A 24,269-nucleotide genomic window follows, 5' to 3' on the forward strand; every position below is an offset into this window, starting at 1 on the left:
ACCCGTCGGTCGTGCGCGAGCCGGGCGGGCGGCCTCTGCGGCGGACCGAGGGCGCAGGCGGCGTCAGGCGGGGCGACGGGCCAGATGGATCGCGGCGATGCCGCCGGTGAGGTTGGTGACGCTGCAGCGCTCCCAGCCGCTGGCCTCGACCATCTCGAGCAGCGCCTGCTGGTCCGGCCAGTCGCGGATGGACTCGGCCAGGTAGACGTACGCGTCCGGGTTCGAGGACACGCTCGTGGCGATCTTCGGCAGCGCCCGCATGAGGTAGTTCATGTAGAGCGCGCGGAACGGCGGGAAGACGGGCGTGGAGAACTCCACCACCGCCAGCCGCCCGCCCGGCTTGACCACTCGCGCCATCTCCCGCAGACCGGCGGCGGTGTCCTGGACGTTGCGCAGGCCGAAGCTGATGGTCGCGGCGTCGAAGGAGGCGTCGGCGAACGGCAGCTTCATCGCGTCGCCGGCGACCTTGGGCACGTCCCGACCCGCACCCGCGCGCAGCATGCCGAGCGAGAAGTCCGCGGCCACGCACCACGCGCCGGACCTGGCCAGCTCGACGGTCGACACGGCGGTGCCGGCGGCCAGGTCGAGGATCCGCTCCCCCGGCCGCGGCGCGAGCAGCGACCGGGCCCGGCGCCGCCACACGTGGTCCATGCCTCCGGACAGGATCGTGTTGGTCAGGTCGTAACGCTTCGCGACGCCGTCGAACATCGACGCGACGTCGCGGGGCTGCTTGTCGAGATTGGCGCGGGACACGCCCCCGACGCTACCCGGCCCGGCCGAGGCCCACGCGGACCCGGCCCGCGGAGGAGCCGACGCGGCCCGTGGACGAGCGGGCGCCGGCGGCGACGTAGTGGTCGAACAGCTGCCCGCAGACGGCGTCCCAGGTGCGCCCCGCGACGGTGGCGCGGGCGGCGGCGGCCAGCCGATCGCGGTCGGCGAGCACGGCGTCGAGGGCCGCGGAGACCTCGGCGGCGTACCGGCCCGGGTCGAGCAGGACGCCGTTGACGCCGGCCTGAACGAGGTCACGCGGGCCGCCGGCGTCGGGGCCGATCACGGGCACGCCCGAGGCGTGGGCCTCCTGGATCGACTGGCAGAACGTCTCGAACTCGCCGGCGTGACAGAACACGTCGAGCGTGGCGTAGGCGCGGGCGAGCGCCTCGCCGTGGAGTTCCCCGGTGAAGATCGCGTGGGGCATGGCCGCCTGCAGTGCGGGGCGGTCGGGGCCGTCGCCGACGACGACGAGTTGGACGTCGCCGCCCGGGCCGGAACGGTCGGCCAGTGGCCGGAGGCGCTCGACGTGTTTCTCCGGCGCGAGCCTGCCGACGAATCCGACGACGGGCCGCCCGTCCGGAGACCACAGCCGGTGCAGGGCCGCGCTGCGGCGGGTGGGCGAGAATCGCTCCGCGTCGACGCCCCGCCCCCACCGGTACAGGCGCGGGATCCCCTGGGCGGCCAGGTCCTCCATCGCCGCGGTCGACGGGGCGAGGGTTCGGTCGCAGGTCGCGTGGATCGCCCGGGTCCAGGCCCAGGCGGCGTCGGCGAGGACGCCGATCCCGTACGCGTCGGCGAATCCGGCCACGTCGGTCTGGTACACGGCCACCGAGGGCACGCCCAGGGCGCGGGCGGCGGCGGCACCGGCGGCGCCGAGCACGAACGGGGACGCCAGGTGCACCACGTCGGGTGCGAAGTCGCGCAGGGCGTTGTACACGCTCGGGCTGGGCGCCCCGACCGGGAGGGAGGACACCACCGGCACCCGCACGGCCGTGACCCGGTGGACGGGGTAGCCGAGGTGGTGGTCGGGGTCGGGCCCGTCGGACGCGGGCCGACCGAGATAGGGGGAGACGGCGCTGATCAGCGGGTGCGACTGCACGGCACCGGCCGCGCCCTGCCAGAAGCCGACCTGGTCGGAGGGGGCGACGACGAGGCAGTCGTGGCCGTGTCGCCGCGCGTACTCCAGCACGCGCAGGACGGAGTTGGTGACGCCGTTGACGTTCGGCAGGAACGATTCGGTGACGATGGCTACGCGCACGCCCTCACTGTCGCCCGGCCGGGCCACGGGCCGGTGATCAGCGCGGGTCGGTGCGGGGAATTCGTGGTATCGCCCGGTGAACCCCCGGTGACGCGGCGGCGTAGGCGAGCGCGGACAGCGGCACGACCACTGCGGGGACCGACAGGGCGGGCACCACGGCGACCGTCCAGCTGCGGCCGGAGACCCGGACGAGATCGGGGTTGGCGCGGCGGAACTCCACCTGCACGCGCTGCCCCTCCACCAGGCCCGTCGGGTAGAACACGCCGGTCACCGGGCGCACCGTCCGGCCGCCTCCGGCGTCGAACTCCACAGCGGCCCGCCGGTCGGTGACCTCGGTGACGGTGGCCGTGGCGCTGCCCATGTCCCGGTCGATGCGCTGGTCGTTGACAAAGCACGCCAACAGGATGAGGACGGCGGTGAGCACGGAGAACACCGCCGCGGCCGCCGCCACCACCCGCACGCCCTGCCGGGTGAGCACCGCGCGACGGGCCCGACGCGCGGAGACGGTGCCCGCGGTCATCCGGGGTCCGAGGCCCCGGGCTCGGTCGCGCCGGCCCCCGCGGGCCCGCGGGCGGACGTCGCGGACCCCGCCGTGCCGGGCTCCACGGCCTCTGAGCGCAGGGCCGCGTGCAACTCGCGCAGACCCTGCCGGTCGGTGCCCACCCGCACCACGCGCGGGCCCTCCGGCACGATGTCGTGGTGCGCGACCGGGACCGACGGCTGCGCGAGGATCGCCTCGAGCCCCGCGGGATCGGTGTCGGTGAACGGCACCCCGGCGCCCGCGCAGAGCGCGCCCAGGTTCGCGCCGTGCGGGGTGCCGAAGACCCGCTCGAAGTCGGCGGCCAGCCGCGGATCTCCCTGCTCGAGCAGGGAGAAGATGCCGCCACCGTCGTCGTCGGCCACCACGATGAGCAGATCCGACGGATGGCGCTCACGGGGGCCCAGCAGCAGTCCCGAGATGTCGTGCAGGAACGTCAGGTCGCCCAGCAACGCCACGGTCCGACCGGGCGCCGACAGCGCGACACCGATCGCCGTGGACACCGTTCCGTCGATCCCCGAGGCACCGCGATTGGCATATACGGACACGTCGGGATCGATCGGCCCCACGAAGGACAGGTCACGCACGGCGTTGGAGGCGCCCACCACGAGGTTGTCCCCGGCCCGCACGCCGCGGACCACGGCGCGGGCCACGTGCAGGCCCGTCGGGGAGCCCCCGTCCAGGTGCTCGTCGAGCAGCCTGTCGACGGCCGCGCGGGCGTGGGCGTCGGCACGGGAGGTGGTCTCGGTCCACGACTGCTCGACCCCCCAGCCGGTGAGCACGGAGTCGGCGAGCTCGGCGGCGCTGCCCGTGGGATTGGGCGAACGCGGGCCGGCGTCGAGGATCACCAGGTCGACCTCCGGGTCGGCCAGCAGTCGCGTCACGGAACGGTGCAGCGTCGGCCGGCCGGTGACCACCACCTGCTCGGGCCGCAGCGACGGGATCGCCAGCGGGTGCACCGGATGCAGCGGGACCGGCGCGCCGGGCTCGGCGACCGTCGGGACGCCCACCAGCCCGGAGACCGGAGCCGCCCCGACGCCCGAGACGACCAACGTGGGCCGCGTGAGATCCACCGCCACGGCCGAGGCGGCGGGAGCCGAATCGACCCCCGCGCCCGCCCGCTGCACCCACGGACGACCGCCCGGGCGCCCCTCCGGGAGATCGCGGGAGCCGCCGCCGGGGTCCACCTCGTCGTCGTACCCCCCTGGGCCGCCACCGAGGACGAACTCCTCGTCGCCCTCGCCCGGCACCAGCGGCTCGCGGAACGCGATGTCCACCTGCACCGGGCCCGGATCCGCGGCCGCGGTGGCCGTGAGGATCGCGCGGCCGATCGCGGAGCGCCAGTGGCGGTGCTCGGTGACGGGATCACCGGCCGCGCCGAGCTCGACCACCGCGCGTGCGTGCGGCCCGAAAAGCCCCACCTGGTCGATGGTCTGGTTGGCGCCGGTCCCCCGCAGTTCCGGCGGACGGTTGGCCGTGAGCGCCAGCACCGGCACGCCGGAATGGGCCGCCTCGACCATCGCCGGATGGAGGTTGGCGACCGCGGTGCCCGAGGTGACGACGACGGGGACCGGCCGCTTCGAGCCCAGCGCGAGTCCGAGCGCCGTGAACCCGGCACCGCGCTCGTCGATCCGCACGTGCAACGCGATCCGACCGGCCCGCTCCGCCGCGGCCAGCGCGAGGGCGAGCGGGGCACTGCGCGAACCCGGGCACAGGACCGCGTCGGTGATCCCGTGGCGGACCATCTCGTCCACCAGGACACGGGCCTGCGCGGTACTGGGGTTGCTCGGCGTGGCAGTCATCGCCCCCAGCCTAGTCGGGCGAGGTCGACCGCCCCGCCGCATCCGTGAGCCGCCCACCCATCGCCGCCAGCGTCTCGCGCAACGCCTCCGGCGACTCCACGACGAACTCACCCGGCAGCCTGGCGAGGTACCACGCCAGCACGTCGAGGTCGGCCGCCCCGGCCTCCAGCCGACACGCCGGGCCGTCCGGGTGCTCCGCGGGGCGCAGCTCGGTGACCGTGGCGTACATGGGCGGGAACAGCTCGACCACCTCCTCCGAGGGCGCGAACACCGTCACCCGCGCCACGTGCGGGTAGGGCGCCCCGGTGACCGCGTGCTGGACGTGCGCCGCCGGGTCCGGCACGTCGGCGCGCGGCGTGAAGCGCCACCGGCTGCGGTGCACCGCGCGGATCCGGTCCAGCCGGAACGTGCGCCAGTCCGCGCGCTCGAGATCAAAGCACAGCAGGTACCAGCGCCGGCCCAGCACGACGATCCGGTACGGCTCCACCCGCCGCTCGGTCTCCCGCCCCGCGCGGTCGCGGTAGTCGAGCCGCACCTGCTCCGTGCCCCGCACCGCATGTCCAAGGTCGAGCAGCAGACCCGGCTCCACCGGGGTGTCCGCGCCGGCGACCGCGACCATCGACTCGGTGACGTCGGCGACCCGCTCCCGCAGGCGGCCGGGCATCACCTGGTCCAGCTTGGTCAGCGCGCGCAGGGCGTGCTCCCCGACCCCCGCCACCGCGCCGCCGGCCGCCAGACGCAGTGCGATCGCGACGGCCACCGCCTCCCTGTCGTCGAGCAGCAGCGGCGGCAGGCGACGACCCGATCCCAGCCGGTAGCCGCCGCCCGCACCGCGCTCGGACTCCACCGGATAGCCCAGGTCCCGCAGGCGGTCCACGTCCCTGCGGACCGAGCGGGTCGTCACGCCCAGCTCCGCCGCCAACTCCTCGCCCGTCCACACCGACCGACGCTGCAGCAGGTCCAGCAGACACAACACGCGCTGGGTGGTGGGCATCCGGTCCTCGCTCATCGCGAGCCCCCGTTCGTCGCCGCGTCATCCCTCAGACGGAAGTGTTCCACGGCCAGCGGACCGGAACTGTCCGGATGGGGTGCGACGCTGTCCGCAACCGACCTCGCAAGGAGTCAGTCATGACCGCCACCCACACCCTCGACTGGACCGACCAGCTCGTCGACCAGATGGACCGACACTGGACCACCCAGCTCCGCCCGCGCCTCGAGGGGATGACCGACGACGAGTACCACTTCTCGCCCGCGCCCGACGAGCGGACCTGGGACGTGCGTCCGCGGGGCACCAGCCGGGCACCGATGCAGGGCGGAGCCGGCGACCACACCATCGACTTCGAGTTCCCCGAACCCGCGCCCGCGCCGCTGACGACCATCGCGTGGCGGATCGGCCACCTCGTCGTCGGCGTGTTGGGCGCCCGGTGGCACTCCCACTTCGGCGGTCCCCCGCACGACTACATGACCCACACCTACGCCGGCGACGCCGCCGGCGGTCTGGCCCAGCTCGACCTCACCTACGCCGCCTGGATGAACGGCGTGCGGGGACTCGACGCCGAGGCGCTCGCCCGGCCGATCGGCGAGGCGGAGGGCCCGTGGGCCGAGTACCCCATGGCCGCCCTGGTCCTGCACATCAACCGCGAGGTCATCCACCACGGCGCCGAGATGTGCCTCCTGCGCGACGTGTACGCGCACACCCACTGATCCGTTCGAACGCACCGCCCACCACACACACCGAGGAGTCGTCATGCCACTGTTCCCCGCCACCTGCCCCACCGAGCGCGAGAACCTGCTCGAGTGGATCGACGTCGCGTTGGTCAACGCCCGGTCGATCGTCCACGGCCTGGACGCCGACCAACTGCGCGCACGACCGCTGCCCTCCAGCGAACTGACGCTCGGATGGCTGATCCTGCACATCGGTGAGGTCGCGGAGGGCTGGCTCGGCCGCGCCGCCGCCGCGCCGAACGCGCCCGAGACCGGTCGGTCCCTGCCCGAGCAGTTCGCCTGGGCCCAGGAGGTGAACCGGGTCGACCCCGACGCCACCGCCGAGGAGATCCTCGCCGAGTACGACCGACGGTGCGCGGCCGGTCTCGCCCACCTGCGCGCGGCCGACCTTGACGCGCCCGTCCCCGTGCCCGAGGAGATGCCCTGGTATCCGCCGGGGCTGCCCGCCTTCAACGGGCGCTGGGCCGCCCTGCACGCGCTCAACGAGATCGCGCGCCACTCCGGGCACGCCGACATCCTGCGGGAGGCGATCGATGGCCGGACGATGTACGAGCTCATCGCCGAGAGCCAGGAGATCGACATGTCCTACATCGGCCAGTGGTTCGCCGCCCATCCCGAGGTGCCCGCGCCGGAGTGGTGACGGGGGCGGCGCGGTTGCCGCCATGGGCTCTGCGCCGGCCGTCTACGCCGGCGGAGTCTCCCCGGCGCCGCCCGCGAGCTCCGCGAACTGCTCCTCGATCCGGCTCGCGACCTCGCCCGGTTCGGGGATGAGCTCGGCGTCGGTGGCGATCCCGACCGTCACCGTGCCGTCATAGCTGAAGATGCAGATCCCCAGAGCCTGGTCGCCGCTCATCGGCACCCACCCGAGCATGCCGTCGACCGTCGACCCGCCCAACGAGACCGGGCCGACCGGGCCCGGCACAGAGGTGAGCTGACCGACGGTCTTGTTGGCGAACAGGTCGATCACCGCCCGTGCCACCGGCCCGGGCGCCGCGGCCACGGTGAGGATCGTCGCGAACGTCACGTGCGGCTCGAGCGAGTACCGCACGCGCGTCATCGAGGTGGTGATCGCGCCGAGCAACTCCTCCGGGTCGTCGATCCCCAACGGCAACCGCATGAGCACCAGCGTGATGTGATTGCCCAGCTCTCCCGCCTCGTCGTCGCCCGAGCCCACCGACACCGGGACCATGAGGTTGATATCCGAGACACGGCGGTCTCCACGGGCGTCGAGATACCCGGTCAACGCCTTGGACACGGCGGCGATCATCACCGGGGTGACGGTGCTGTCGTGCGACTTCGCCACCTCCTTGATCGCCGCGAGGTCCAGACCGGAGACCCACGCCACCTTCTTCTCGCGGTGGACCCTGCCGCTCCACGCCAGGTCGGCGGAGCGCGGCTCGAACAGCAGCCGGAACACCGACCGGTAGGTGTTGGCCATGCGATTGGTCGGACCGATGGCATCGGTCAGGGATTCCACGGCGCGCGTGGGCACGCGCGAGAGTCGGTGTCCCGGAGCCAGCACGTCGCGGGTCAGTCGGCCAAGTGTCTCCGGGAGCCTCAGCGCCGCACCGGTCAACCCGCGGGCGATGCCGAACGAGTCCCTGGCCACGTCGGCGCCGACCCCTCCGACCGCGCTCATCGCGCCGAGCACACCCTTAGTCCGGCGCGACAGGTCGCGGCCGACCGAGGGCGGCGGGGAGTCGTCCTCGTGATCGCACAGGTCCAGGACCAACTGCGTGAGCCGGACCCCGTCGACCACGCCGTGCTGGACGCGGAACAGGACGAGCGCGCCCTCCTCCTCCGCGCCGTCCCGGTGGTACCCCTCGATGAACTCGACCCGCCACAGAGGACTGCCGCCCGGGAGCGGGACGCCCATCTGCTCGGCGACGTGCGCCTCGGCCTCCGCACGTCCGCCGGGTTCGGGCAGGCGCCGGCGGACCAGATGGTTCGACAGATCGAAGTCGGGGTCGTCGACCCAGTACCACCGACGGCCCCGGCGCCTGGCCACCCGACGGAACACCGGGTACGTCTCGACCATGCGGGTGCGGATCGCCTCGGTGACGGCGTCCCAGTCCGGCACGCGGGAGAACCACATCAGCGAGTTGATGTACATGAGGTTGTCCGGTCGGTCCATCAGCAGCCAGAGCTGGTCCCGCAGTGGGATCCGCACCCCGTCCGTCATTCCCCCTGTCGCACTGCCCGCCGCGCTGCCCGTCGCACTGCCCGCTGCACCGTCCGTCGCCGCCATGGCTCCGTTCCTCCCGCTCGCCGGGTGCCCGCCCCCTCGAGCCCGGGGAGCCTCGCGACTCACGCTAGAACAGCGATGACATCCACCGCCGCGCAATGGCCGCACCCGGCGGCACAATGGGCGGATGCGCATCGTGCACACGCCGGACGACCCACCCGCCAAGGGCTTCTACGCACTGCTCACCGCCTCGATCGCCCCACGGCCGATCGCGTGGGTGTCGACCGTCTCGGCTGACGGGGTGCTCAACCTGGCGCCGTACTCGTTCTTCACCGTCGCGTGCGCGGATCCGGCCATCCTGTCCGTGACATCTATCGGCCGCAAGGACACGTACCGCAACGTGATGGAGTCCGGCGAGTTCGTGGTGAACATCGGCACCGAGTCGCTCATGGAGACGATGAACGCCACGTCGGCACCCGTCGGGCCGGAGGTCGACGAGTTCGAGATGCAGGGGCTGACCCCCGATCCGTCGGACATCGTCTCCCCGCCGCGGGTCGCGGAGGCCCCGATCGCGTTCGAGTGCGTGCGTCACGACGTTGTCGACCTGGGCACCAGCGCGATGCTGCTCGGTCGCGTGGTGAGCGTGACCGTCGACGAGGAGATCATGGCCGACGACGGGCTGCCCGACTTCGACATCCTCCTGCCGCCCTCCCGGCTCGGCCGCCACCAGTGGGGCTACGCCCCGCGCACGCGAGAGCTGCCGCGGCCGCGGAAGTAGGTCCGGAGCTGCGGAGCTGTCGCGGGCCTCGCAGGTACCGGCGGCGCACGCACAGCCGCTCCCCCACCTGGCGTCTCGCTCCCGAATCCGGCGTCTCGCTCCGGTCGCTGTGCGGCCCCCTCAGCAGCCGCGGCCGAGCAGCCGCCCGGAAACTCACAGCCCCGGCCCTCTCCACAAGCCGGGCGCAGAACCCGCCTCCGCCGCAGGAACGGCCGGCCCATCACGGCAATACTGCCTGGCCATGAGCACAGATCAGTCCCGTCCAGTCGTCATCACCGCGGCCGATCTCCTCGCCCGTGGCTATAGTCGCCGGGCGCGCGAGCACGCGGAACGCACCGGCCAGCTCTACCGAGTCCGTCACGGCATCTACGCGCTCGCGTCGGAACTCCCCACCGGTCCCGATAGGGCCGAGGCGATGCTCGAGATGAGATCGAGGGCCGCGGCGAAGAGCGTCGGCATCGGGACCGCCCTGTCGCATACGTCGGCGCTCGTCCTCCACGGTCTGCCCGTCCACGAGATGGACACCCGGCGGGTCACCACCACCCGTCATCGACCCGGCAGTGGGAGCCGACGCGGGAAGACCTCGATCTGCCACAACCTCGATCTCGCGGGCGCGGTGACCGAGGTAGACGGGATCCCCGTCACCAGTCCGGCGCGGACGATCGTCGATGTCGCCCGGACGAGTCCCTTCACCGGCGCGGTGTGCGCGGCGGACGAGGCGTTGCGTCGCGAATTGTGCAGCCCGGCCGATCTGGCTGTCGAACTCGAGGCCGCAGCCGGCCGGGTGGGGATCGCCAGGGCCCGGGCCGTGGTGGCGTTCGCGGACGCGGGCGCCCAGTCGGTCCTCGAGTCGGCCAGCAGGGTGATGATCAGTCGCGCCGGTCTGCCGATGCCCGAGCTCCAACGGGAGTTCATCCTCTCGGACGGGACGTCGGCGTTCGTCGATATGTACTGGGAGGAGTGGGGGCTCGTCGGGGAGGCCGATGGGACGGGGAAGTACGGGATCGACGACGACGAGGTCGACGTCCGCAAGAAGCTCCGCGACGAGAAGAGACGGCAGAACGCCATCGAATCCCTGGGCAACATCGTCCGGCGGTGGCAGTGGGAGGACTATCAGTGCGGCCGGATCGTGCCGGTCATCCGCGAGGCGATGAGGATTCAGGAGTCCCTCGGCCGGGGCCCGGGTCGCGTCGCGTGATCCCGCTCCCGGGGATGGCGCCTCGCTCCCCGACATGGCGTCTCGCCCCAAGCCGCGCACCACAGCCGAGTTAGCAACTCCCACAGCCGCTCCCGGCGATGGCGCCTCGCTCCCGCGGATGCACGCGAATTCTGCAGCCGCTCCTGGGCATGGCGTCTCGCACACCCCGCGGTGCACGCGAGACGCCATGGCGAGGAGCGGCTGTGTGCGGACCGGGCCCGGGGCCGCGATTCTGGAGAGCCGGCGGCCGACTGTGTGCGGACCGGGCCCGGGGCCGCGATTCTGGTGATCCGTGCGGCGGGTGTGTCGAAGACGGGGAGGTTCAGAGAATAGCGTGGCAGCGGCGGATGCGATCCAGCCACCAGTCGCGCCGCTCGCCGCCGATGCGCAGTTCCTCCAGCCGCGCCGGGTCCGGGGCCACCTGCCGCACCGGGAGATGCCCGTCCTCCAGGGCGAAGACCCCCGGGTCGACGACGTCCTCGACGAAGAACCCGCCGGTGCCCAGACCTGCGGCGGGGATGTCGTCGTCGTCGCCCCTGGACCCGCCACGCGCGCCCGCAGCGCCAGACCCGCCACGCGCGCCGACACCCGGAAGCGCGGCGGCGGCCGCGACGCCCGCGGCGACCCCCACCGCCGAGTCGAGCGCGCTGGACACCGTCACCGGCACCCCGAGCTCGGCGGCCACGGCCAGCAGGCGCCGGGGCCCGCCCAGCGGCGCGACCTTCACCACCGCCCGGTCGGCGCCACCCGCGCGCACGACCCGCAGGGGATCCTCGGCCCGGCGGATGGACTCGTCGGCGGCCACGTCCACGTGCACGCCGTCGGCGGCGAGGCGCTCCCGCAGCTCCACCAGCTCGTCGACGGTCGCGCACGGTTGCTCGACGTACTCCAGGCCCGGCCCGTCCAATGACACCGGCCCGGTGCCCGGGGCGCGCGAGACGTCGGCGGCACGCACCGCCTGGTCGAGGACCCGCACGGCGTGGGCGGCCTCCGCGACCGACCACGCCCCGTTGGCGTCCACCCGCACCCGCGCCCCGGGTCGGGCCTGCAGGACGGCGGCGACGCGGGCGACGTCGTCGACGAGATGCTGCCCCTTCTCCGCCACCTTGACCTTGACCGTCATACACCCCGGGAAGCGGTCGAGGATCGCGGCGACCTCACCGGCCGGCACCGCCGGGACCGTCGCGTTGACCGGAACGCGCGAGCGCACGGGCGGCGGCGGGCCCTGCCACGCCATCTCGACGGCCGAGGCGAGCCAGTGGGCCGCTTCGGGATCGTGGTACTCACCGAACGGCCCGAACTCGCCCCACCCGGCGGGCCCGTCGATCAGGACGAGCTCGCGCTCAGTGATGCCGCGGAACCGCACCCGCATCGGCAGGGCCACCACGTGGACACGGGCGAGCAGATCGTCGATCGACTCGGGGCCCGGAACGGATGTCATGGGTCCACGCTAACGTCGAAGCCATGACTGAGCAGAGCAGCACCCGTTCCGACAGTGCCGCGCAGGACGAGACCGCCAGCCCCTTCGATCCGTCGCAGTGGCGGGAGGTCGAGGGCTTCGCGAGCGGCGTGGATCTCACCGACCTGACCTATCACCGGCACGTCGGCGAGGGGCGGGTCAACGGGATCGTACGCATCGCGTTCGACCGGCCCGAGGTGCGCAACGCCTTCCGCCCGCACACGGTGGACGAGTTGTACCGGGTGTTCGACCACGCCCGACGCTCCCCCGACGTGGGCACCGTGCTGTTCACCGGCAACGGGCCCAGCCCCAAGGACGGCGGGTGGGCGTTCTGCTCCGGTGGCGACCAGCGCATCCGCGGCCGCTCCGGCTACCAGTACTCGACCGAGCACGACTCGGACGTCGCCGGCGCCACCGCCGACAAGGTGGACGAGGCGCGCGTGAAGGCCGAGGGCGGGCGCCTGCACATCCTCGAGGTGCAGCGCCTCATCCGCACCATGCCCAAGGTCGTGATCTGCCTGGTCAACGGCTGGGCTGCCGGAGGCGGGCACTCCCTGCACGTGGTGAGCGACCTGACGCTGGCCTCCCGCGAGCACGCGCGGTTCAAGCAGACCGACGCCGACGTGGGCTCGTTCGACGCCGGCTACGGCAGCGCGTACCTCGCCAAGCAGGTGGGCCAGAAGTTCGCGCGCGAGATCTTCTTCCTCGGCCAGCCGTACACCGCCGAGGAGATGTTCCAGATGGGCGCCGTGAACCGGGTGGTGGATCACGCCGACCTGGAGAACACCGCCATCGAGTGGGCGCGGCAGATCAACGGCAAGTCGCCGACCGCGCAGCGGATGCTGAAGTTCGCGTTCAACCTCACCGACGACGGCCTCATGGGCCAGCAGGTGTTCGCCGGCGAGGCCACGCGCCTCGCGTACATGACCGACGAGGCCGTGGAGGGCCGCGACGCGTTCCTGGAGAAGCGCGCGCCCGACTGGGACGACTACCCCTACTACTACTGACGCGCGCGGACCGTCCGGTCATGGCCGACTCCCCAGTCACCCGCGAGCTGCGCACCCTGCCCGTAACCGGCGGCCCGGCGGTCGCCGGGATCTTCCCCGCTCTGGAGGAGATGCTCACCGACCGCGGGCCCGCCCTGCTGCCGGTGCCCGCCGACGACCCCGCGCGCACCCGGATCCTCGTCGACAGTCAGCGCCCCGGTGAACCGGTCGACGACCGCGTCGCCCTGGTTGTGAGCACCTCCGGCTCCACGGGCACGCCCAAGGGCGCGATGCTCTCGGCGGAGGCGCTGGCCGCCTCGGCCGCGGCGACCGACACCGTCCTCGGCGGGCCCGGCCGGTGGCTGCTCGCGCTGCCCGCCCACCACATCGCCGGGCTGCAGGTGATCCTGCGGTCCCTGCGCGCCGGGTACGAACCGGTGGTCGTGGACGTGACGCACGGGTTCGACCCCGAGGCGCTGCCCGCCGCTGTGGACGCGTGTCGGGCGGGGACGGGAGCGGGGGCCGGGCGCGCTGCCGACCGGGCGTACACCTCACTCGTGCCGGGCCAGCTGGCCAAGGTCCTCGACGAGGGCTCCCCCGCGGCGGTCGACGCCCTCACCGCGCTCGACGCCGTCCTGCTCGGGGGCGCGGCGGCCGCACCGGAACTGCTCGCGCGCGCGGCCGACGCCGGCGTCCGCGTCGTCCGGACCTATGGGATGAGCGAGACGGCGGGCGGGTGTGTGTACGACGGTGCACCGCTGCCGGGGGTACGGGTCGAGGTCGACGACGACGAGGGCCGCGTCTGGCTGGCGGGCCCGCAGCTCGCCGAGGGGTACCGGAACGCCCCTGATCATCCGGCGTTCGCCAGGGCGGGGTGGTTCCGCACTGACGACGCGGGGCAGATCGGCCCGGACGGCAGGCTCCGGGTCCTGGGCAGGTTGGACGAGGCGTTGAGCGTGGGCGGGCTGACGCTCCTCCCGCAGACCGTGGAGGACGCGCTGCGGAGGCATCCCGCGGTCGTCGACGTTGTCGTCGTCGGGATCCCCGACGCCCGGCTGGGCACCCGGCCCGTCGCGGCGATGACCCTGCGCGCGACCGCCACGGCCGACGAGCTGCGTCGCCACGTCACCGGGGTCCTCGGCGAGCACGCGGCCCCGGCGCGGGTGGCGGTGCTCGACGCGCTGCCCGTGCTGCCGGGCGGCAAGGTCGACCGGCGCGGCGTCGCGGCCGGGTTCGTCGATGGGACAATCGGGGAATGAGCCGCGAGACCGACCCCGCACCCTCCGCCGCCGACGCCGCCGCCGAGCCCGGCGGCGCCACGTTCTCCCACTGGCTGGAGGGCGCGCGCCCGCGGACCTGGCCCAACGCGTTCGCGCCCGTGCTCGTCGGCTCGGCGGCCGCGGCGCTCGCGGGCGGGTTCGTGTGGTGGCAGGCGCTGCTCGCGCTGGTGGTGGCGTGGTCGTTCATCATCGGCGTCAACTACGCCAACGACTACTCCGACGGGATCCGCGGCACCGACGACGACCGGGTCGGCCCCCTGCGCCTGGTGGGCTCCGGGTTGGCCCGGCCCGCGACGGTGAAGCGGGCCGCGTTCGCCTTCCTCGGCCTGGGCGGGCTGGCCGGGCTCGTGCTCAGCGCGACCTCGCAGCCGTGGCTCATCCTCGTGGGCGTGGCGTGTGTCCTGGCCGCGTGGTTCTACACGGGCGGGAAGTCGCCGTACGGGTACCGCGGGCTCGGCGAGGTCGCGGTGTTCGTGTTCTTCGGCCTGGTCGCGGTGATCGGTACGCAGTACACCCAGCTCGGGTCGGTGACCTGGTACGCGGTCGTCGCCGCGGTCGCGGTGGGCAGCTTTTCGTGTGCGGTCAACCTCACCAACAACCTGCGGGACATCCCGTCGGACACCGAGGCCGGCAAGATCACGCTCGCCGTGCGCCTGGGCGACTCGGGGACCCGCGGCCTGCACGCCGTGCTCGAGCTGCTGGTCCCGCTGCTCGCGACCCTCGCGCTGATCCCGGCGACCTGGTGGGCGCTGCTCGGGTTGCTGGCGATGCCGGTGGCGTGGAAGGCCAACGGCCCGGTGCGGGCGCGGGCCACGGGCGCCGACCTCATCCCGGCACTCGCGACGGCCGGGATGGCGTTGCTCGCGTGGAGCGTCCTGGTGAGCGCGGGCTTCGTGATCGCGTCGCTGTAGACGCCCCCGTACGAACGACGGCGAGAGACACAGACGAACGACGGCGGCCGGCCCCTGCTCGAGGGGCCGGCCGCCGTCGTTCGTGGACCTGCGCGCGCCCGGCGGGTCTACTTGCCGAGCGAGCCGGCGGGGACCGCGTTCCAGGCGTTCTGGATGCCGTCGTTGATCGCCAGGGCGGCGCCGCGCAGCGCCTCCCTGACGGGCTCGGGCAGGGGCAGCCCGTCGATGTCGGCGATGGTGATCGTGCCCGGCGCCGGCGCGGGAGCCGGTGCGGGCGCGGGTGCCGGACGGGGGGCGGGCGCGGGCGCGGGTGCAGGGGCCGGTGCGGCTCCGCCTCCCCCGCCTCCGGTCACGGTCACCCGCGTGGTCTCGGTGCGGACCGGGACGCCGAAGATGAAGGCGGTCGCGACGGGGTTGTAGACGCCGGCGGTGGTGGGCGTGCCCTTGATCGCGGTGGTGGTCGGGTCGTAGGTCAAGCCGGGCGGCAGTCCCTGGAACTGGATCGAGGCGCCGGGCGGCGGGGTGACGTAGTCACTGACCCGGCGCTCCATGTACTCGCCCACCCGCAGAGTGAGCGACGGGAGGGCGGCGGGCGCCACGTCGGTGGCCTCGACGACGACGGGCGTGGTGTCGGGCGCCTCCGCCTGTCCTGACGCGGCCCCGACCGCGGCCATGGCGGTGAGTGCGACGGCGGAAGCGATGACAGGACGGGAGATACGCAAACAGGCCTTTCGTGGACACCGCCGCGGACCCGCGGCTGACCCACGGTAGCCCACCAGAGCACGTCACCCCGGAGCCTTCTCACGATGTGAGAGGGCTCCGGGGTGGACGTGGTCACCGGCGGCCTGCGCGACCGCCGGGAGTTCCGGGGTCAGCCGCGGCCGTTAGCGACCGTCGGGCCGGGGGCCTGCACGGTGCGCGGAGCGCCGGCGGCCACGGTCGGCGCGGTGGAGCCGGACGAGCCCCCGTTCGTGGTCGCACCCGTGGTGGTGGACCCGGGCAGCGCCGGCAGGATCGCCGTGGAGCCGGGGGTGGAGGACCCGCCGTTGAGCGCGAGGGACAGGCCCGCGAGACCGAGCATGGCCGCGCCGGTGAGCGCCAGTCCCGGGGCCAGGGCGCCGAGGGAGCCGGTGTCGGCGGGGAAGGACGAGCCCGGGACGGTGATCTCTCCGCCGCTGGTCGTCGTGGACCCGGCGGGCTGGGTGTCGCCGTCGGTGGTTCCGCTGGTCGTCGTGGACCCGGCGGGCTGGGTTTCGCCGTCGGTGGTCGATCCGGTCCCGGCGCCGGCGTCGATCAGCGAACCGAGCGGGGCCAGCGGGCCCAGGCTGGAGGTGTCGATGCCGCCGGCCGCCTCGCCTCCGGCGGTGGCCGAGGAGCCCGGCAGGCCGAGCGAGCCGGTGGTGGGCGCCTTCACATCAGGCGTCTCGTTCTCCGGCGTCCCGTTCTCCGGGGCCTCGGGGGCGCCGTTCGACAGGCTGCCGAGGCCGAGCTCGCCGTTGGCGGCGCTGCCCAGCGGGCCGGTCGGCCCCTCTGGGGCGCCCGGGCTCACGGGGGTGGTACCGCCCTGACCGGTGGAGCCTGTCGCGAGCTCGGTGACCGAGCCGGCGTCGCCGCCGAGCGCGGACACGATACCCGCAACGGTCCCGAGGATCGCGTCGGTGCCGTCGGAACCCGTGGTGACCTGGCCGCCGGCCTCTGCCTGCCCACCGAGGAGGCCCTCGACCGCTGCCGTCGAACCACCCGAGGCGCCGGCGGGCGCGGTGCCGTCGGCGTTGTTGACCACAAGCGTGGCGGGGATGCTGACGGGGGCGCCGTTGACGTTGCCGATGACGGTGATGTGGTGGGTGCCGCCGGCCGCCGTCTTACCCGAGATCTTGCCGTCGGCGTACGTCAGCCCCGCGGGCAGCCCCACGACGTTCTCGATCTGGATCCCGGCATGCACACCGCTGGCCAGCTCTTGGATATCGACCGAGACCTCCGCGCCGCCGGCGGTGAAACCGGTCACGATCAGCGGGGACGCCGAGGACGACGAGCCGGCGACGGTCTGGACGTCGCCGTTGACGGTCGGGGCGTCGGGAGCGGCGACGACGACTCCGCCCACGAGCGCGACCGCGGCTGCGGCTGCGACGGGGGCGACGAGGCGACCCCGGACGATACGACGAGGACGGGCGAGGCGAGCACGCATCGGCTGGTTCCTTCCGGAGGGGTTCAGATCGCTCACTCCCCGGAACGGGAGCGCAGACCATTACGGGTGCCACTCTAATCACATACACACCAACTGTCTACTGCTGTCACATAAGTCACTAACACCACGCTAATCACACCGGTAACACACCCCCAGGGGTATCTCGCCGGTCGTGGGCGGATGCTTATCCGGCGCGCACTCCTCCACCGCCACAGCACAAATGACGAGCGGCCCGATCCCTGGGTCGGGATCGGACCGCCGCGGCGAACTCGGGGCGTCAGGCCATCAGGGAACGGGCACGGAGGTCGGCACCGGTGCGACGGCGGACTCGTCCGGGGTCGCGGCCGCGCGGGCCCCGGCCGCAGCGGCGGCGCCGGAGGCCTCGGCGCCCGCGTCGTCGGCGTCGTCGGCGTCCTCGCCGGCATCGTCGGCGGACACCGACGCGGCCGTCAGGGTGGAGGTGACGGCGGAGCTGCTGGGAGTGGTGGCGCCGGTGACGGTGCTGACCGGATTGCCGTCGCCGTCGACGATCACCGTGACCGGCGGAAGGACCATCTCGCCTCCGAGGAAAGTGCCGCACAGCCCCTCGGCGAACGATCCCGTCTGCTCGAGCGACGCCGTTCCGCCGCCCTCGCCCGCGACCACGTCGAGCAGGTTGGGGAAGGAGTCCAAGGCGGAGGTGACGAGGTCGACGACCCCGGTGGGCACGCCGTCGATACCGAACAGCGGGTAAAACTTGGCCACCGAACCGCCCAGCCCGGGCAGCTCGCAGACGGCATCCGTCTCCGGCGCCAGATCGCCGATGCTCGAGTCCTCGCCGGTGACGCCCTCGAGGCTGCCGAGGGAGCCGCCGCCCACCGAGCCGGACCCGTCGCCCGAGGCGTCGCCGTCCTGGCCGCTGTCGTCGCCCTCGCCGTCGTCGCCCTCGCCGGCGTCGCCCTCGCCGGCGTCACCACCGACATCAGCGGAGCCGTCCGCCAGGCTCCCGTCGCCGAGACCCGCGGACTCGAGGCTGCCGAGCGGAATGCTGCCCGCGCCCGCCCCGTCGGGCGCCACTGCGTCACCCTGCGCGTTGACGACGGGAACGGAGAGGGCGACCAGCGCGAACGCGGCGGCGGAGACGGTGACGACCTTGCGGGTGAACATGTGTGATGAACCCTCTTCGACTACGGCGGACGGGGTCGAGCCCCCGCGTCCCCTCCGGGGCGCCGGTCGTCGACGGGAGAACTGTAACGCGGAGACCGGCGCCCGGGGGTGGAGATCGCCCCGGGCGCGGCGCGCGTCACTGTCCGAGGCTGCCCGCCCCCGTGGTGAGGAGCCCCAGCAGGGCGGTGGGGTCGGCTGCGAGGCCGCCCGCACCGGTCGTGGCCGCGGCCCCGGCGGGGGTGGCGTCGTCCCCGGCGGCGCCCGCGGACTGGCCGCCGAGCAGTGCGGGCGAGATCGTGCAGAGCATCTCCCCCGCAGAGCCGATCCCCCCGAGCGAGCCGCTGTCGCCGAGGACGGACGGCAGCAGCCCCACGACCGCGTTGACCAGCATCAGGACGAGGCCCGACGAGGCACCGTCCTGGTCGCCGGTCACCAGCGGCAGCAGCTGGGCCAGCGAGGCGCCGTCCAGCTCGCCGTCCCCGACGACCGAGCACAGGTCCGGGCCGGTGCCGGCCTCGCCGTCGTCCCCGGCCTCGTTCTCGTCCCCGGTGGCGCCGTCGGCCAGGCTCGGATCGCCGGGCGCCGCCGAGAGCGTGGGATCGGGCCGGGCGTCGTCGGTGGTGGGCTCGTCGGTGGTGGACGGCTCGGCGGTGGCGGAGGGATCCGTGTCGCCCTCCGCGTCCGCCCCGGCGCCGTCGGTGGTTGCAGCCTGCCCGGCCGCCCCGGCACCGTCGACGACGGTGATGGCGACCTTCTGCGACTGGGACAGCGCCCCGTTGGACACGGTCACGAGCACCTCGTACTCCCCGGCGCGGGTGGGCGTGCCGGAGATGACCCAGCCGTCCTGGGTGAGGCCGTCGGGCAGGCCGGTGACCTGGATGGTGGTGCCGGCCGGGATGGTGCCGCCGGCGGCGCGGGCCACGACGGGCTCGAGGTCGAGGTTCACGGGCGTCCCGAGCGGCATCTCCTGCGCAGCGGCCTGATCGGTGGCGTTCTGCGCGAGCTGGATGTCGCCGGCGTGGACGGCGGTCGGGTCGGTCACGGCCACGACCGTGCCGCCTCCGACCACGGCGAGCGCGGCCAGGGCGCCACCGAGGGCGAGCGTGCGGGAACGGGGGGCGGTGCGGTGCGAGCGTCGCTGGAACATGAGGTCACCTTGTCGTCCGGGAGCTGGGCACGACCGGGCCCAGCCCAGTCACACACGCATCGTACGTCACACCAGTCACACGAGCCACAGACATTCTCGGCGCGCCGCGGCGATCCCTACACTCACCTCTCGGACGCCAGCCGCGACGGAAGGACCCACGTGACCCCACCCCCCAGATCGCCATCCGGGCCAAGGGCCTGCGCAAGACCTACTCCCACGGGCGGGTGACGGTGCGGGCGCTGGACGGGGTCGACGTGGCCATCGACAAGGGCCGCTGGACCGCGGTGATGGGCCCCTCCGGCAGCGGGAAGTCCACGCTCATGCACTGCCTCGCGGGCCTCGACACCCCCGACGCCGGCACCGTGACGATCGGGTCCACCGAGGTCACGCGCCTGCGCGACGCCGGCCGCACCCGACTGCGACGCACCCGCGTGGGCTTCGTGTTCCAGTCCTTCAACCTCGTACCCGCGCTGTCCGTGCGGGAGAACATCGTGCTGCCCGTCCGGATGGCGTTCCGCCGCCCCGATCGCGCGCGCCTGGACGCCCTGGTCGGTGAGCTCGGGATCGGGGACCTCCTCAGGCGCCGCCCCCATGAGCTGTCGGGCGGCCAGCAGCAGCGGGTGGCCATCGCGCGCGCCCTGCTGCCCCGCCCCGACGTGGTGTTCGCCGACGAGCCCACCGGCAACCTCGATTCCGAGTCCGGCGAGGCCGTGCTCGGGCTCCTCGGCGCGTGCGCGCGCGAGACCGGTCAGACGGTCGTCATGGTCACCCACGACGCGCACGCCGCCGCCCACACCGACACGGTGCTGGTGCTGGCCGACGGCCGGATCGCCGACGAGGTGGCCTCCCCCTCCGTCGAGGCCGTGGACGCGGCCATGCGCTCGATCGCCGGTCGCCGGCCGGCCACCGCGTGAGCGCCCGCCTGGTCCTCGGTCAGCTGCGCGCCCACGCGGGCCGCTACCTGGGGACGCTGCTGGCGATCGCGGTGGCCGTGGCGTTCGTCCTCGCCTCCGTGGGCGTCCTGCGGACGATGGCGGCGAGCGCCGACGCCACCTTCGGCATGCGCTATGAGAACACCGCGGTGCTCGTGCAGAACCTCGGCGACCGGACCTCCGCCGGCAGCGAGGCCGCGCGGGAGGAGGCGGCCGAATCACAGCGGCTCGGCCTTGAGGCCATCGCCGCCACGCCGGGCGTGCGTGCGGTGACCGTGGACGCGCAGACCTACGTGCGGGCCCGGGTGGAGGGTCGCGCCCAACAGATGACGACGACGACGACGCTCGCCACCGACGACGGCCTGCGCTGGCAGCCACTGGCGGGCGGGCGGCTTCCCGCCACTCCTGGCGAGGTGGCGATCCGCGCGGACGCGGACCTGCCGGTGGGCGCCACGTTCGAGGTGCAGCCGACCGGCGGCGGCGACCCCGCCCCCGTCACGGTGGTGGGCCTGTTCGACCTGGCCGGGCAGCCCGACATGAAGTCGGCGTTCCCGCTGTACGCGACCGACGAGCAGGTTCAGCAGTGGGCGCCGAACGGCGCCGGCGGGGACGTGCGCGTGGCCTCCGACGGGACCGTGCCCGACGCCGCACTCGCCGCGGAGATCGAACGGCGGCTGGCCGACGTGCCCGGCACATCCGCGGTGGAGGTGTCCACCGGCGCCGCCGAGGCCGACGCGCTCGCCGAGTCGTTCATGGGCGGTCGCGACGTCTACACACGCGCCCTGCTGGCGTTCACCGTGCTGGCCGTGGCCGTGGCCGCGCTCGTGATCGGGACGACCTTCGCGGTGGTGTTCGCCGCCCGCGTGCGCGAGACGGCGCTGCTGCGGTGCCTGGGCGCCTCTCGGTTGCAGCTGCGGGTCTCGGGCATAGCGGAGGCGCTGGCGGTGGGCGCGCTGGCCACCGCGGCCGGGCTGGCCCTGGGCCGGTTCGCGGTCTCGCTGGCGTCCCGGGAGGCGCCGCGGCTCGGGGTGACCATCCCGCTGCAGGAGGTGACCGTGCCCGGCCGCGCGTATCTGCTCGCCGCCGCGGTGGGCATGGGCGTCACGGTGCTCACCGCGCTGCCGTCGTTGTGGCGGGCCACCTCCGGCAGTCCACTCGAGGCGATGCGCCCGGCGGACGTGCGACCCGACCCGTGGTGGCGGCGACTCGCGATGGTCGTGGTGGGCGCGGCGCTGGCGGCGTTCGGTTGGCACTCGATGTCGGCCGCGGTGGCCGCACGGGACGTGGTCTCCGCCGGAGCGTGGGGGGTCCTGGCGTTCCTCGGCGTCCTCGCGGTGGCCGCCGGGGCCCTGCCCACCCTCCTCGGCGCGCTCGGGACGGTGGTGGGCGTGGTGCTCGGCCCGGTGGTGCTCCTCGGCGCGCGCAACACCGCCCGCAGCCCGCGGCGCACCGCCGCCACCTCGTCCGCGGTCCTCGTGGGCGTGACGCTCACCGCGACGATGGCCACCGGCATCGCACTGCTCGGGCCCGCGATCCAGGCCCGCCTCGTCGACCGGGTCCCCCTGGACGTGGCCGTCACCGCGCCCGATGGTCTCCTGCCCGCCGGACTGCCCGAGTCCCTGCCCGAGACCCGGGGGGTGGCCGAGTCGCTCGTCGTGACGGACATGTACGCGGAGGACCCCCAGGGCAAGCGCACGGTGCTGCGGGTGGCCGACCCGGAACGGATCCGCGAGGTCATGCGCCGCGACGTGGACCTGCCGGGGCCGGGCGAGATCATGCTGCCCGAGTCCTCCCCCGTGGCCGCGGACGCCAGCGACGGCGACACCGTCCGGTTCACGTTCTTCTCCGACGACGACGGCCGCGACCTCGTGGTGCGCCGGACGAGCGACCAGTGGGCCCTCGCCTCTCCGGACAGCGTGCCGGCCTGGCCTGTGGCGCGACTCCCCGACGGTTCGCCCTGGCCTGAGAGTGTGGAGGTGCCCAGCCAGTTCGTGCCCCGCACCGAGCTGTGGCTGCGGATGGACGACGCCCTGGAGGGCGAGCAGCTCGACGCCGCCCTGCAGGACGTGCGCTCGACCGTCGTGGACGCCGCTCCCGACCTGGCCGTCACCGAGAGCTTCGCCTCCCGCGAGCAGATCGCCACGTCCGTCCGGACCGTGCTCACGTCGAGTTCGCTGCTGCTGGCGGTGGCGGTGGCCCTGGCGCTGGTCGGCGTGGCCAACACGCTCACGCTGGCCGTCCGCGAGCGGACGCGGGAGATCTCGCTTCTGCGCGGCGTGGGCGTGACCCGTACCGGCGTCTGGCTCATGCTGGTCCTGGAGACGCTGCTGGTCGCGGTGTGCGCGGCCGCCCTGGGCGTCGTGCTGGGCGCGGCCTTCGGCTCCGGGGGCGCCGAGGCCCTGACCGGTGCCGGTGGCGGGGTCGGCGGTGTCTTCGGCGGACTGACCGGCGTCACCGGAGTGGGCGGTAACGAGAACCTGCCCGTGTCCGATCTGGTGATGGTGGGGGTCGGCGGAGTGCTCGCCGCACTCCTCGCGGCCGGTGTCGCAGCCCTGGGCGCTGTCCGTACCAGGGTCACGACGAGCTGATCACCTGCGAAATCGACCCCGCCGCACTCATCCGGTGGCCATCCTTTGACAGAACTGAGACACTATCGTTATGCGAAATCGGGTGCTCCTCTCCGCCGGCGCAATCGCGCTGGTTGCGGCGTCGTGCGCGCAGCCGGAACCGCAGGTGCTTTCGGAGGGGCCACGCTCCGCGCCCGCGATCGAACTGACGTCGCCCACCGCGACGACGGACCGCGAAGAGCAGTCGGGGAAGTTCATCGCCCGGTGTGCGACCGATGCCGACGGGGGCACCCCGGGAATGACCATCTTCACCGACGGGTCCCAGGACGTCACCGATCACTGCCTGAGCCGCTACTACATCGGGGTCCAGCCGGCGCCCGGGGCGTTGTACGTCCCCGATGAGGAGGCCGGCACCTACGCTCCCCCGAGCGAGACCTCGACTGCTCAGCCGACCGGTGAGCAATGGACACCCGCCCAGCCGCGCACCGACATCGATCCGCTCGAGACCGAGCGAATCGATGACCGTGACACTCGCGATGACGAGACGACCGCCGATCGGCCGGACGCGCCCGGCACCGACGATCCGGACAGCGGCACCCCCGGCACGGACGAGCCCGGCAGCACCACGCCCGGGACCTCACCCGATGTGACGACTCCGACGTCACCGCCGCCCACCACCGGTCCCGGCGGGACCGAACCGGGCGGCACGGAGCCGGGCCAGAGCGAGCCCGGGCTGCCCGACCCGAGCGTTCCCGGCGGGGCGGAGCCCTCGACGACGCACTCGTCCGATCCGACCTCCGTTCCGACGGAGGCGGATACGAGTCGACTCCAGCCGCCGGCTCCGCACACGTCCGTCCCGCCGACCCGGGAGTCCGGATCGCTGGGGTCCGCGGGATCGGACGCCTCCGGCGAGCCGCGGAGCTCCGTGCGCATCCCGGACTTCCGCTGGCCGGGGTCGTTCTGGCCGGGCGGCCCGCGCAGCTGACACGCCCGCCCGGCACCGCGCTCCCCGCCGTGCCTGCCCCCTTCCGGGGTGGGCTCAGGCCTCGTTCATGCGCCGCCGCAGGTCCTCGCGTTTTTCGCGACGCCCGGCGTCGACCTCCGCGATGCCGGAGTTGATCTGCGCGCGCAATCGGCTGAACAGCACCATCGACAGCGGCAGCGCGATCACCACGGCGATGATCGCCGCGACCAGGACCGGGATCTGCACGCCGGCGAGGCTGCCGAGCCCGATGATCACCAGCGTCAGCGCCAACACCAGTAGCAGGCGGACGATCGTGTAGAAGACCATGTTCCGGGCCAGGCGGGCACCGGGCGAGCTGCCCTCCGGGTTGGTGGCCGGCATGGTCGACCCGTCCGTGGGGTGTGTTGATTCGTCTCGCTCGCTCATGCTCCCCAGGA

The 24,269-nt window shown here is 73.8% G+C and carries 22 protein-coding genes; 10 read left to right on the forward strand and 12 right to left on the reverse strand.

Translation table 11 applies throughout. The features are described from left to right. Positions 1–63 precede the first annotated feature (63 nt). The 5 genes from C3V38_RS02085 to C3V38_RS02105 are packed head-to-tail and all read right to left on the reverse strand — an operon-like array spanning position 64 to position 5,378. Positions 64–753 (reverse strand): demethylmenaquinone methyltransferase, encoded by a 690-nt coding sequence (locus C3V38_RS02085; protein WP_061228442.1) that lies wholly within the window; start codon positions 751–753, stop codon positions 64–66. A 10-nt stretch (positions 754–763) separates the two neighbouring features. Then, positions 764–2,029 carry a glycosyltransferase family 1 protein gene (locus C3V38_RS02090; protein WP_061228461.1) on the reverse strand — a complete coding sequence of 422 codons (1,266 nt, stop codon included), beginning with the start codon at positions 2,027–2,029 and terminating at the stop codon, positions 764–766. Positions 2,030–2,066: 37 nt separating this feature from the next. After that, positions 2,067–2,549 carry a DUF3592 domain-containing protein gene (locus tag C3V38_RS02095; RefSeq protein ID WP_061228443.1) on the reverse strand — a complete coding sequence of 161 codons (483 nt, stop codon included), beginning with the start codon at positions 2,547–2,549 and terminating at the stop codon, positions 2,067–2,069. Next, a complete protein-coding gene (menD, locus tag C3V38_RS02100) occupies positions 2,546–4,369 on the reverse strand; it encodes a 2-succinyl-5-enolpyruvyl-6-hydroxy-3-cyclohexene-1-carboxylic-acid synthase (RefSeq protein WP_082767671.1) in 1,824 nt (607 codons plus the stop codon). Before menD ends, C3V38_RS02095 begins: the two co-directional genes overlap by 4 nt. Before the next feature lie 10 nt (positions 4,370–4,379). Then, on the reverse strand, positions 4,380–5,378 hold the full coding sequence (locus tag C3V38_RS02105; protein WP_061228444.1) for a YafY family protein: 999 nt from the start codon (positions 5,376–5,378) through the stop codon (positions 4,380–4,382). Positions 5,379–5,497: 119 nt separating this feature from the next. Here C3V38_RS02105 and C3V38_RS02110 point away from each other — a divergent pair, with 119 nt between their 5' ends. Together C3V38_RS02110 and C3V38_RS02115 are read left to right on the forward strand one after the other, a co-directional pair. Continuing rightward, positions 5,498–6,073 (forward strand): DinB family protein, encoded by a 576-nt coding sequence (locus C3V38_RS02110; RefSeq protein ID WP_070720118.1) that lies wholly within the window; start codon positions 5,498–5,500, stop codon positions 6,071–6,073. A 43-nt stretch (positions 6,074–6,116) separates the two neighbouring features. After that, complete coding sequence (locus tag C3V38_RS02115; protein ID WP_061228446.1) at positions 6,117–6,734, forward strand: DinB family protein; 618 nt, start codon at positions 6,117–6,119, stop codon at positions 6,732–6,734. A gap of 42 nt (positions 6,735–6,776) precedes the next feature. On the opposite strand, the gene C3V38_RS02120 is transcribed toward C3V38_RS02115, so the two are convergent. Continuing rightward, positions 6,777–8,342 carry a WS/DGAT domain-containing protein gene (locus tag C3V38_RS02120; RefSeq protein WP_254426049.1) on the reverse strand — a complete coding sequence of 522 codons (1,566 nt, stop codon included), beginning with the start codon at positions 8,340–8,342 and terminating at the stop codon, positions 6,777–6,779. Positions 8,343–8,466: 124 nt separating this feature from the next. On the opposite strand from C3V38_RS02120, the gene C3V38_RS02125 reads away from it, so the two are divergent. Together C3V38_RS02125 and C3V38_RS02130 are read left to right on the forward strand one after the other, a co-directional pair. Next, a complete protein-coding gene (locus tag C3V38_RS02125; protein WP_061913651.1) occupies positions 8,467–9,057 on the forward strand; it encodes a flavin reductase family protein in 591 nt (196 codons plus the stop codon). A 241-nt stretch (positions 9,058–9,298) separates the two neighbouring features. Next, complete coding sequence (locus C3V38_RS02130) at positions 9,299–10,255, forward strand: type IV toxin-antitoxin system AbiEi family antitoxin domain-containing protein (protein WP_061913653.1); 957 nt, start codon at positions 9,299–9,301, stop codon at positions 10,253–10,255. Positions 10,256–10,577: 322 nt separating this feature from the next. On the opposite strand, the gene C3V38_RS02135 is transcribed toward C3V38_RS02130, so the two are convergent. Further along, complete coding sequence (locus tag C3V38_RS02135; RefSeq protein ID WP_061228450.1) at positions 10,578–11,696, reverse strand: o-succinylbenzoate synthase; 1,119 nt, start codon at positions 11,694–11,696, stop codon at positions 10,578–10,580. Positions 11,697–11,719: 23 nt separating this feature from the next. Here C3V38_RS02135 and C3V38_RS02140 point away from each other — a divergent pair, with 23 nt between their 5' ends. From C3V38_RS02140 to C3V38_RS02150, 3 genes are read left to right on the forward strand one after another with little or no spacing between them, the layout of a single operon-like run. Then, a complete protein-coding gene (locus C3V38_RS02140) occupies positions 11,720–12,721 on the forward strand; it encodes a 1,4-dihydroxy-2-naphthoyl-CoA synthase (RefSeq protein ID WP_061228451.1) in 1,002 nt (333 codons plus the stop codon). 20 nt (positions 12,722–12,741) lie between these two features. Then, the gene (menE, locus tag C3V38_RS02145) at positions 12,742–13,959 is read left to right on the forward strand and encodes an o-succinylbenzoate--CoA ligase (protein ID WP_061228452.1); all 1,218 of its coding nucleotides are present in this window, start codon (positions 12,742–12,744) and stop codon (positions 13,957–13,959) included. Continuing rightward, the gene (locus C3V38_RS02150) at positions 13,956–14,891 is read left to right on the forward strand and encodes a 1,4-dihydroxy-2-naphthoate polyprenyltransferase (RefSeq protein ID WP_061228453.1); all 936 of its coding nucleotides are present in this window, start codon (positions 13,956–13,958) and stop codon (positions 14,889–14,891) included. The genes menE and C3V38_RS02150 overlap by 4 nt, the downstream gene beginning before the upstream one ends. A 107-nt stretch (positions 14,892–14,998) precedes the next feature. Here C3V38_RS02150 and C3V38_RS17320 read toward each other — a convergent pair whose 3' ends face one another. The 4 genes from C3V38_RS17320 to C3V38_RS18200 form a co-directional block, all read right to left on the reverse strand. After that, a complete protein-coding gene (locus C3V38_RS17320) occupies positions 14,999–15,565 on the reverse strand; it encodes a putative Ig domain-containing protein (protein WP_129591151.1) in 567 nt (188 codons plus the stop codon). 197 nt (positions 15,566–15,762) lie between these two features. After that, the gene (locus C3V38_RS02160; protein ID WP_254426050.1) at positions 15,763–17,076 is read right to left on the reverse strand and encodes a hypothetical protein; all 1,314 of its coding nucleotides are present in this window, start codon (positions 17,074–17,076) and stop codon (positions 15,763–15,765) included. 285 nt (positions 17,077–17,361) lie between these two features. Next, a complete protein-coding gene (locus C3V38_RS17500; RefSeq protein ID WP_156482639.1) occupies positions 17,362–18,222 on the reverse strand; it encodes a hypothetical protein in 861 nt (286 codons plus the stop codon). Positions 18,223–18,358: 136 nt separating this feature from the next. Next, positions 18,359–19,369: a hypothetical protein gene (locus C3V38_RS18200; RefSeq protein ID WP_061230089.1), complete on the reverse strand. Its 1,011-nt coding sequence runs from the start codon at positions 19,367–19,369 to the stop codon at positions 18,359–18,361. A 224-nt stretch (positions 19,370–19,593) separates the two neighbouring features. Here C3V38_RS18200 and C3V38_RS02175 point away from each other — a divergent pair, with 224 nt between their 5' ends. The 3 genes from C3V38_RS02175 (at position 19,594) to C3V38_RS02185 (ending at position 23,853) form a co-directional block, all read left to right on the forward strand. After that, positions 19,594–20,283 carry an ABC transporter ATP-binding protein gene (locus C3V38_RS02175; RefSeq protein ID WP_254426052.1) on the forward strand — a complete coding sequence of 230 codons (690 nt, stop codon included), beginning with the start codon at positions 19,594–19,596 and terminating at the stop codon, positions 20,281–20,283. Next, positions 20,280–22,889, forward strand: a complete 2,610-nt coding sequence (locus C3V38_RS02180; RefSeq protein ID WP_106384980.1) for an ABC transporter permease — start codon at positions 20,280–20,282, stop codon at positions 22,887–22,889. Before C3V38_RS02175 ends, C3V38_RS02180 begins: the two co-directional genes overlap by 4 nt. A 70-nt stretch (positions 22,890–22,959) precedes the next feature. Continuing rightward, the gene (locus C3V38_RS02185) at positions 22,960–23,853 is read left to right on the forward strand and encodes a hypothetical protein (protein ID WP_244881711.1); all 894 of its coding nucleotides are present in this window, start codon (positions 22,960–22,962) and stop codon (positions 23,851–23,853) included. A gap of 54 nt (positions 23,854–23,907) precedes the next feature. On the opposite strand, the gene C3V38_RS02190 is transcribed toward C3V38_RS02185, so the two are convergent. Next, complete coding sequence (locus C3V38_RS02190) at positions 23,908–24,258, reverse strand: DUF4229 domain-containing protein (RefSeq protein WP_174521553.1); 351 nt, start codon at positions 24,256–24,258, stop codon at positions 23,908–23,910. Between the last annotated feature and the right edge of the window lie 11 nt (positions 24,259–24,269).

The organism is Dietzia sp. oral taxon 368, from assembly GCF_002999155.1.
Taxonomy (GTDB): Bacteria; Actinomycetota; Actinomycetes; order Mycobacteriales; family Mycobacteriaceae; genus Dietzia; species Dietzia cinnamea.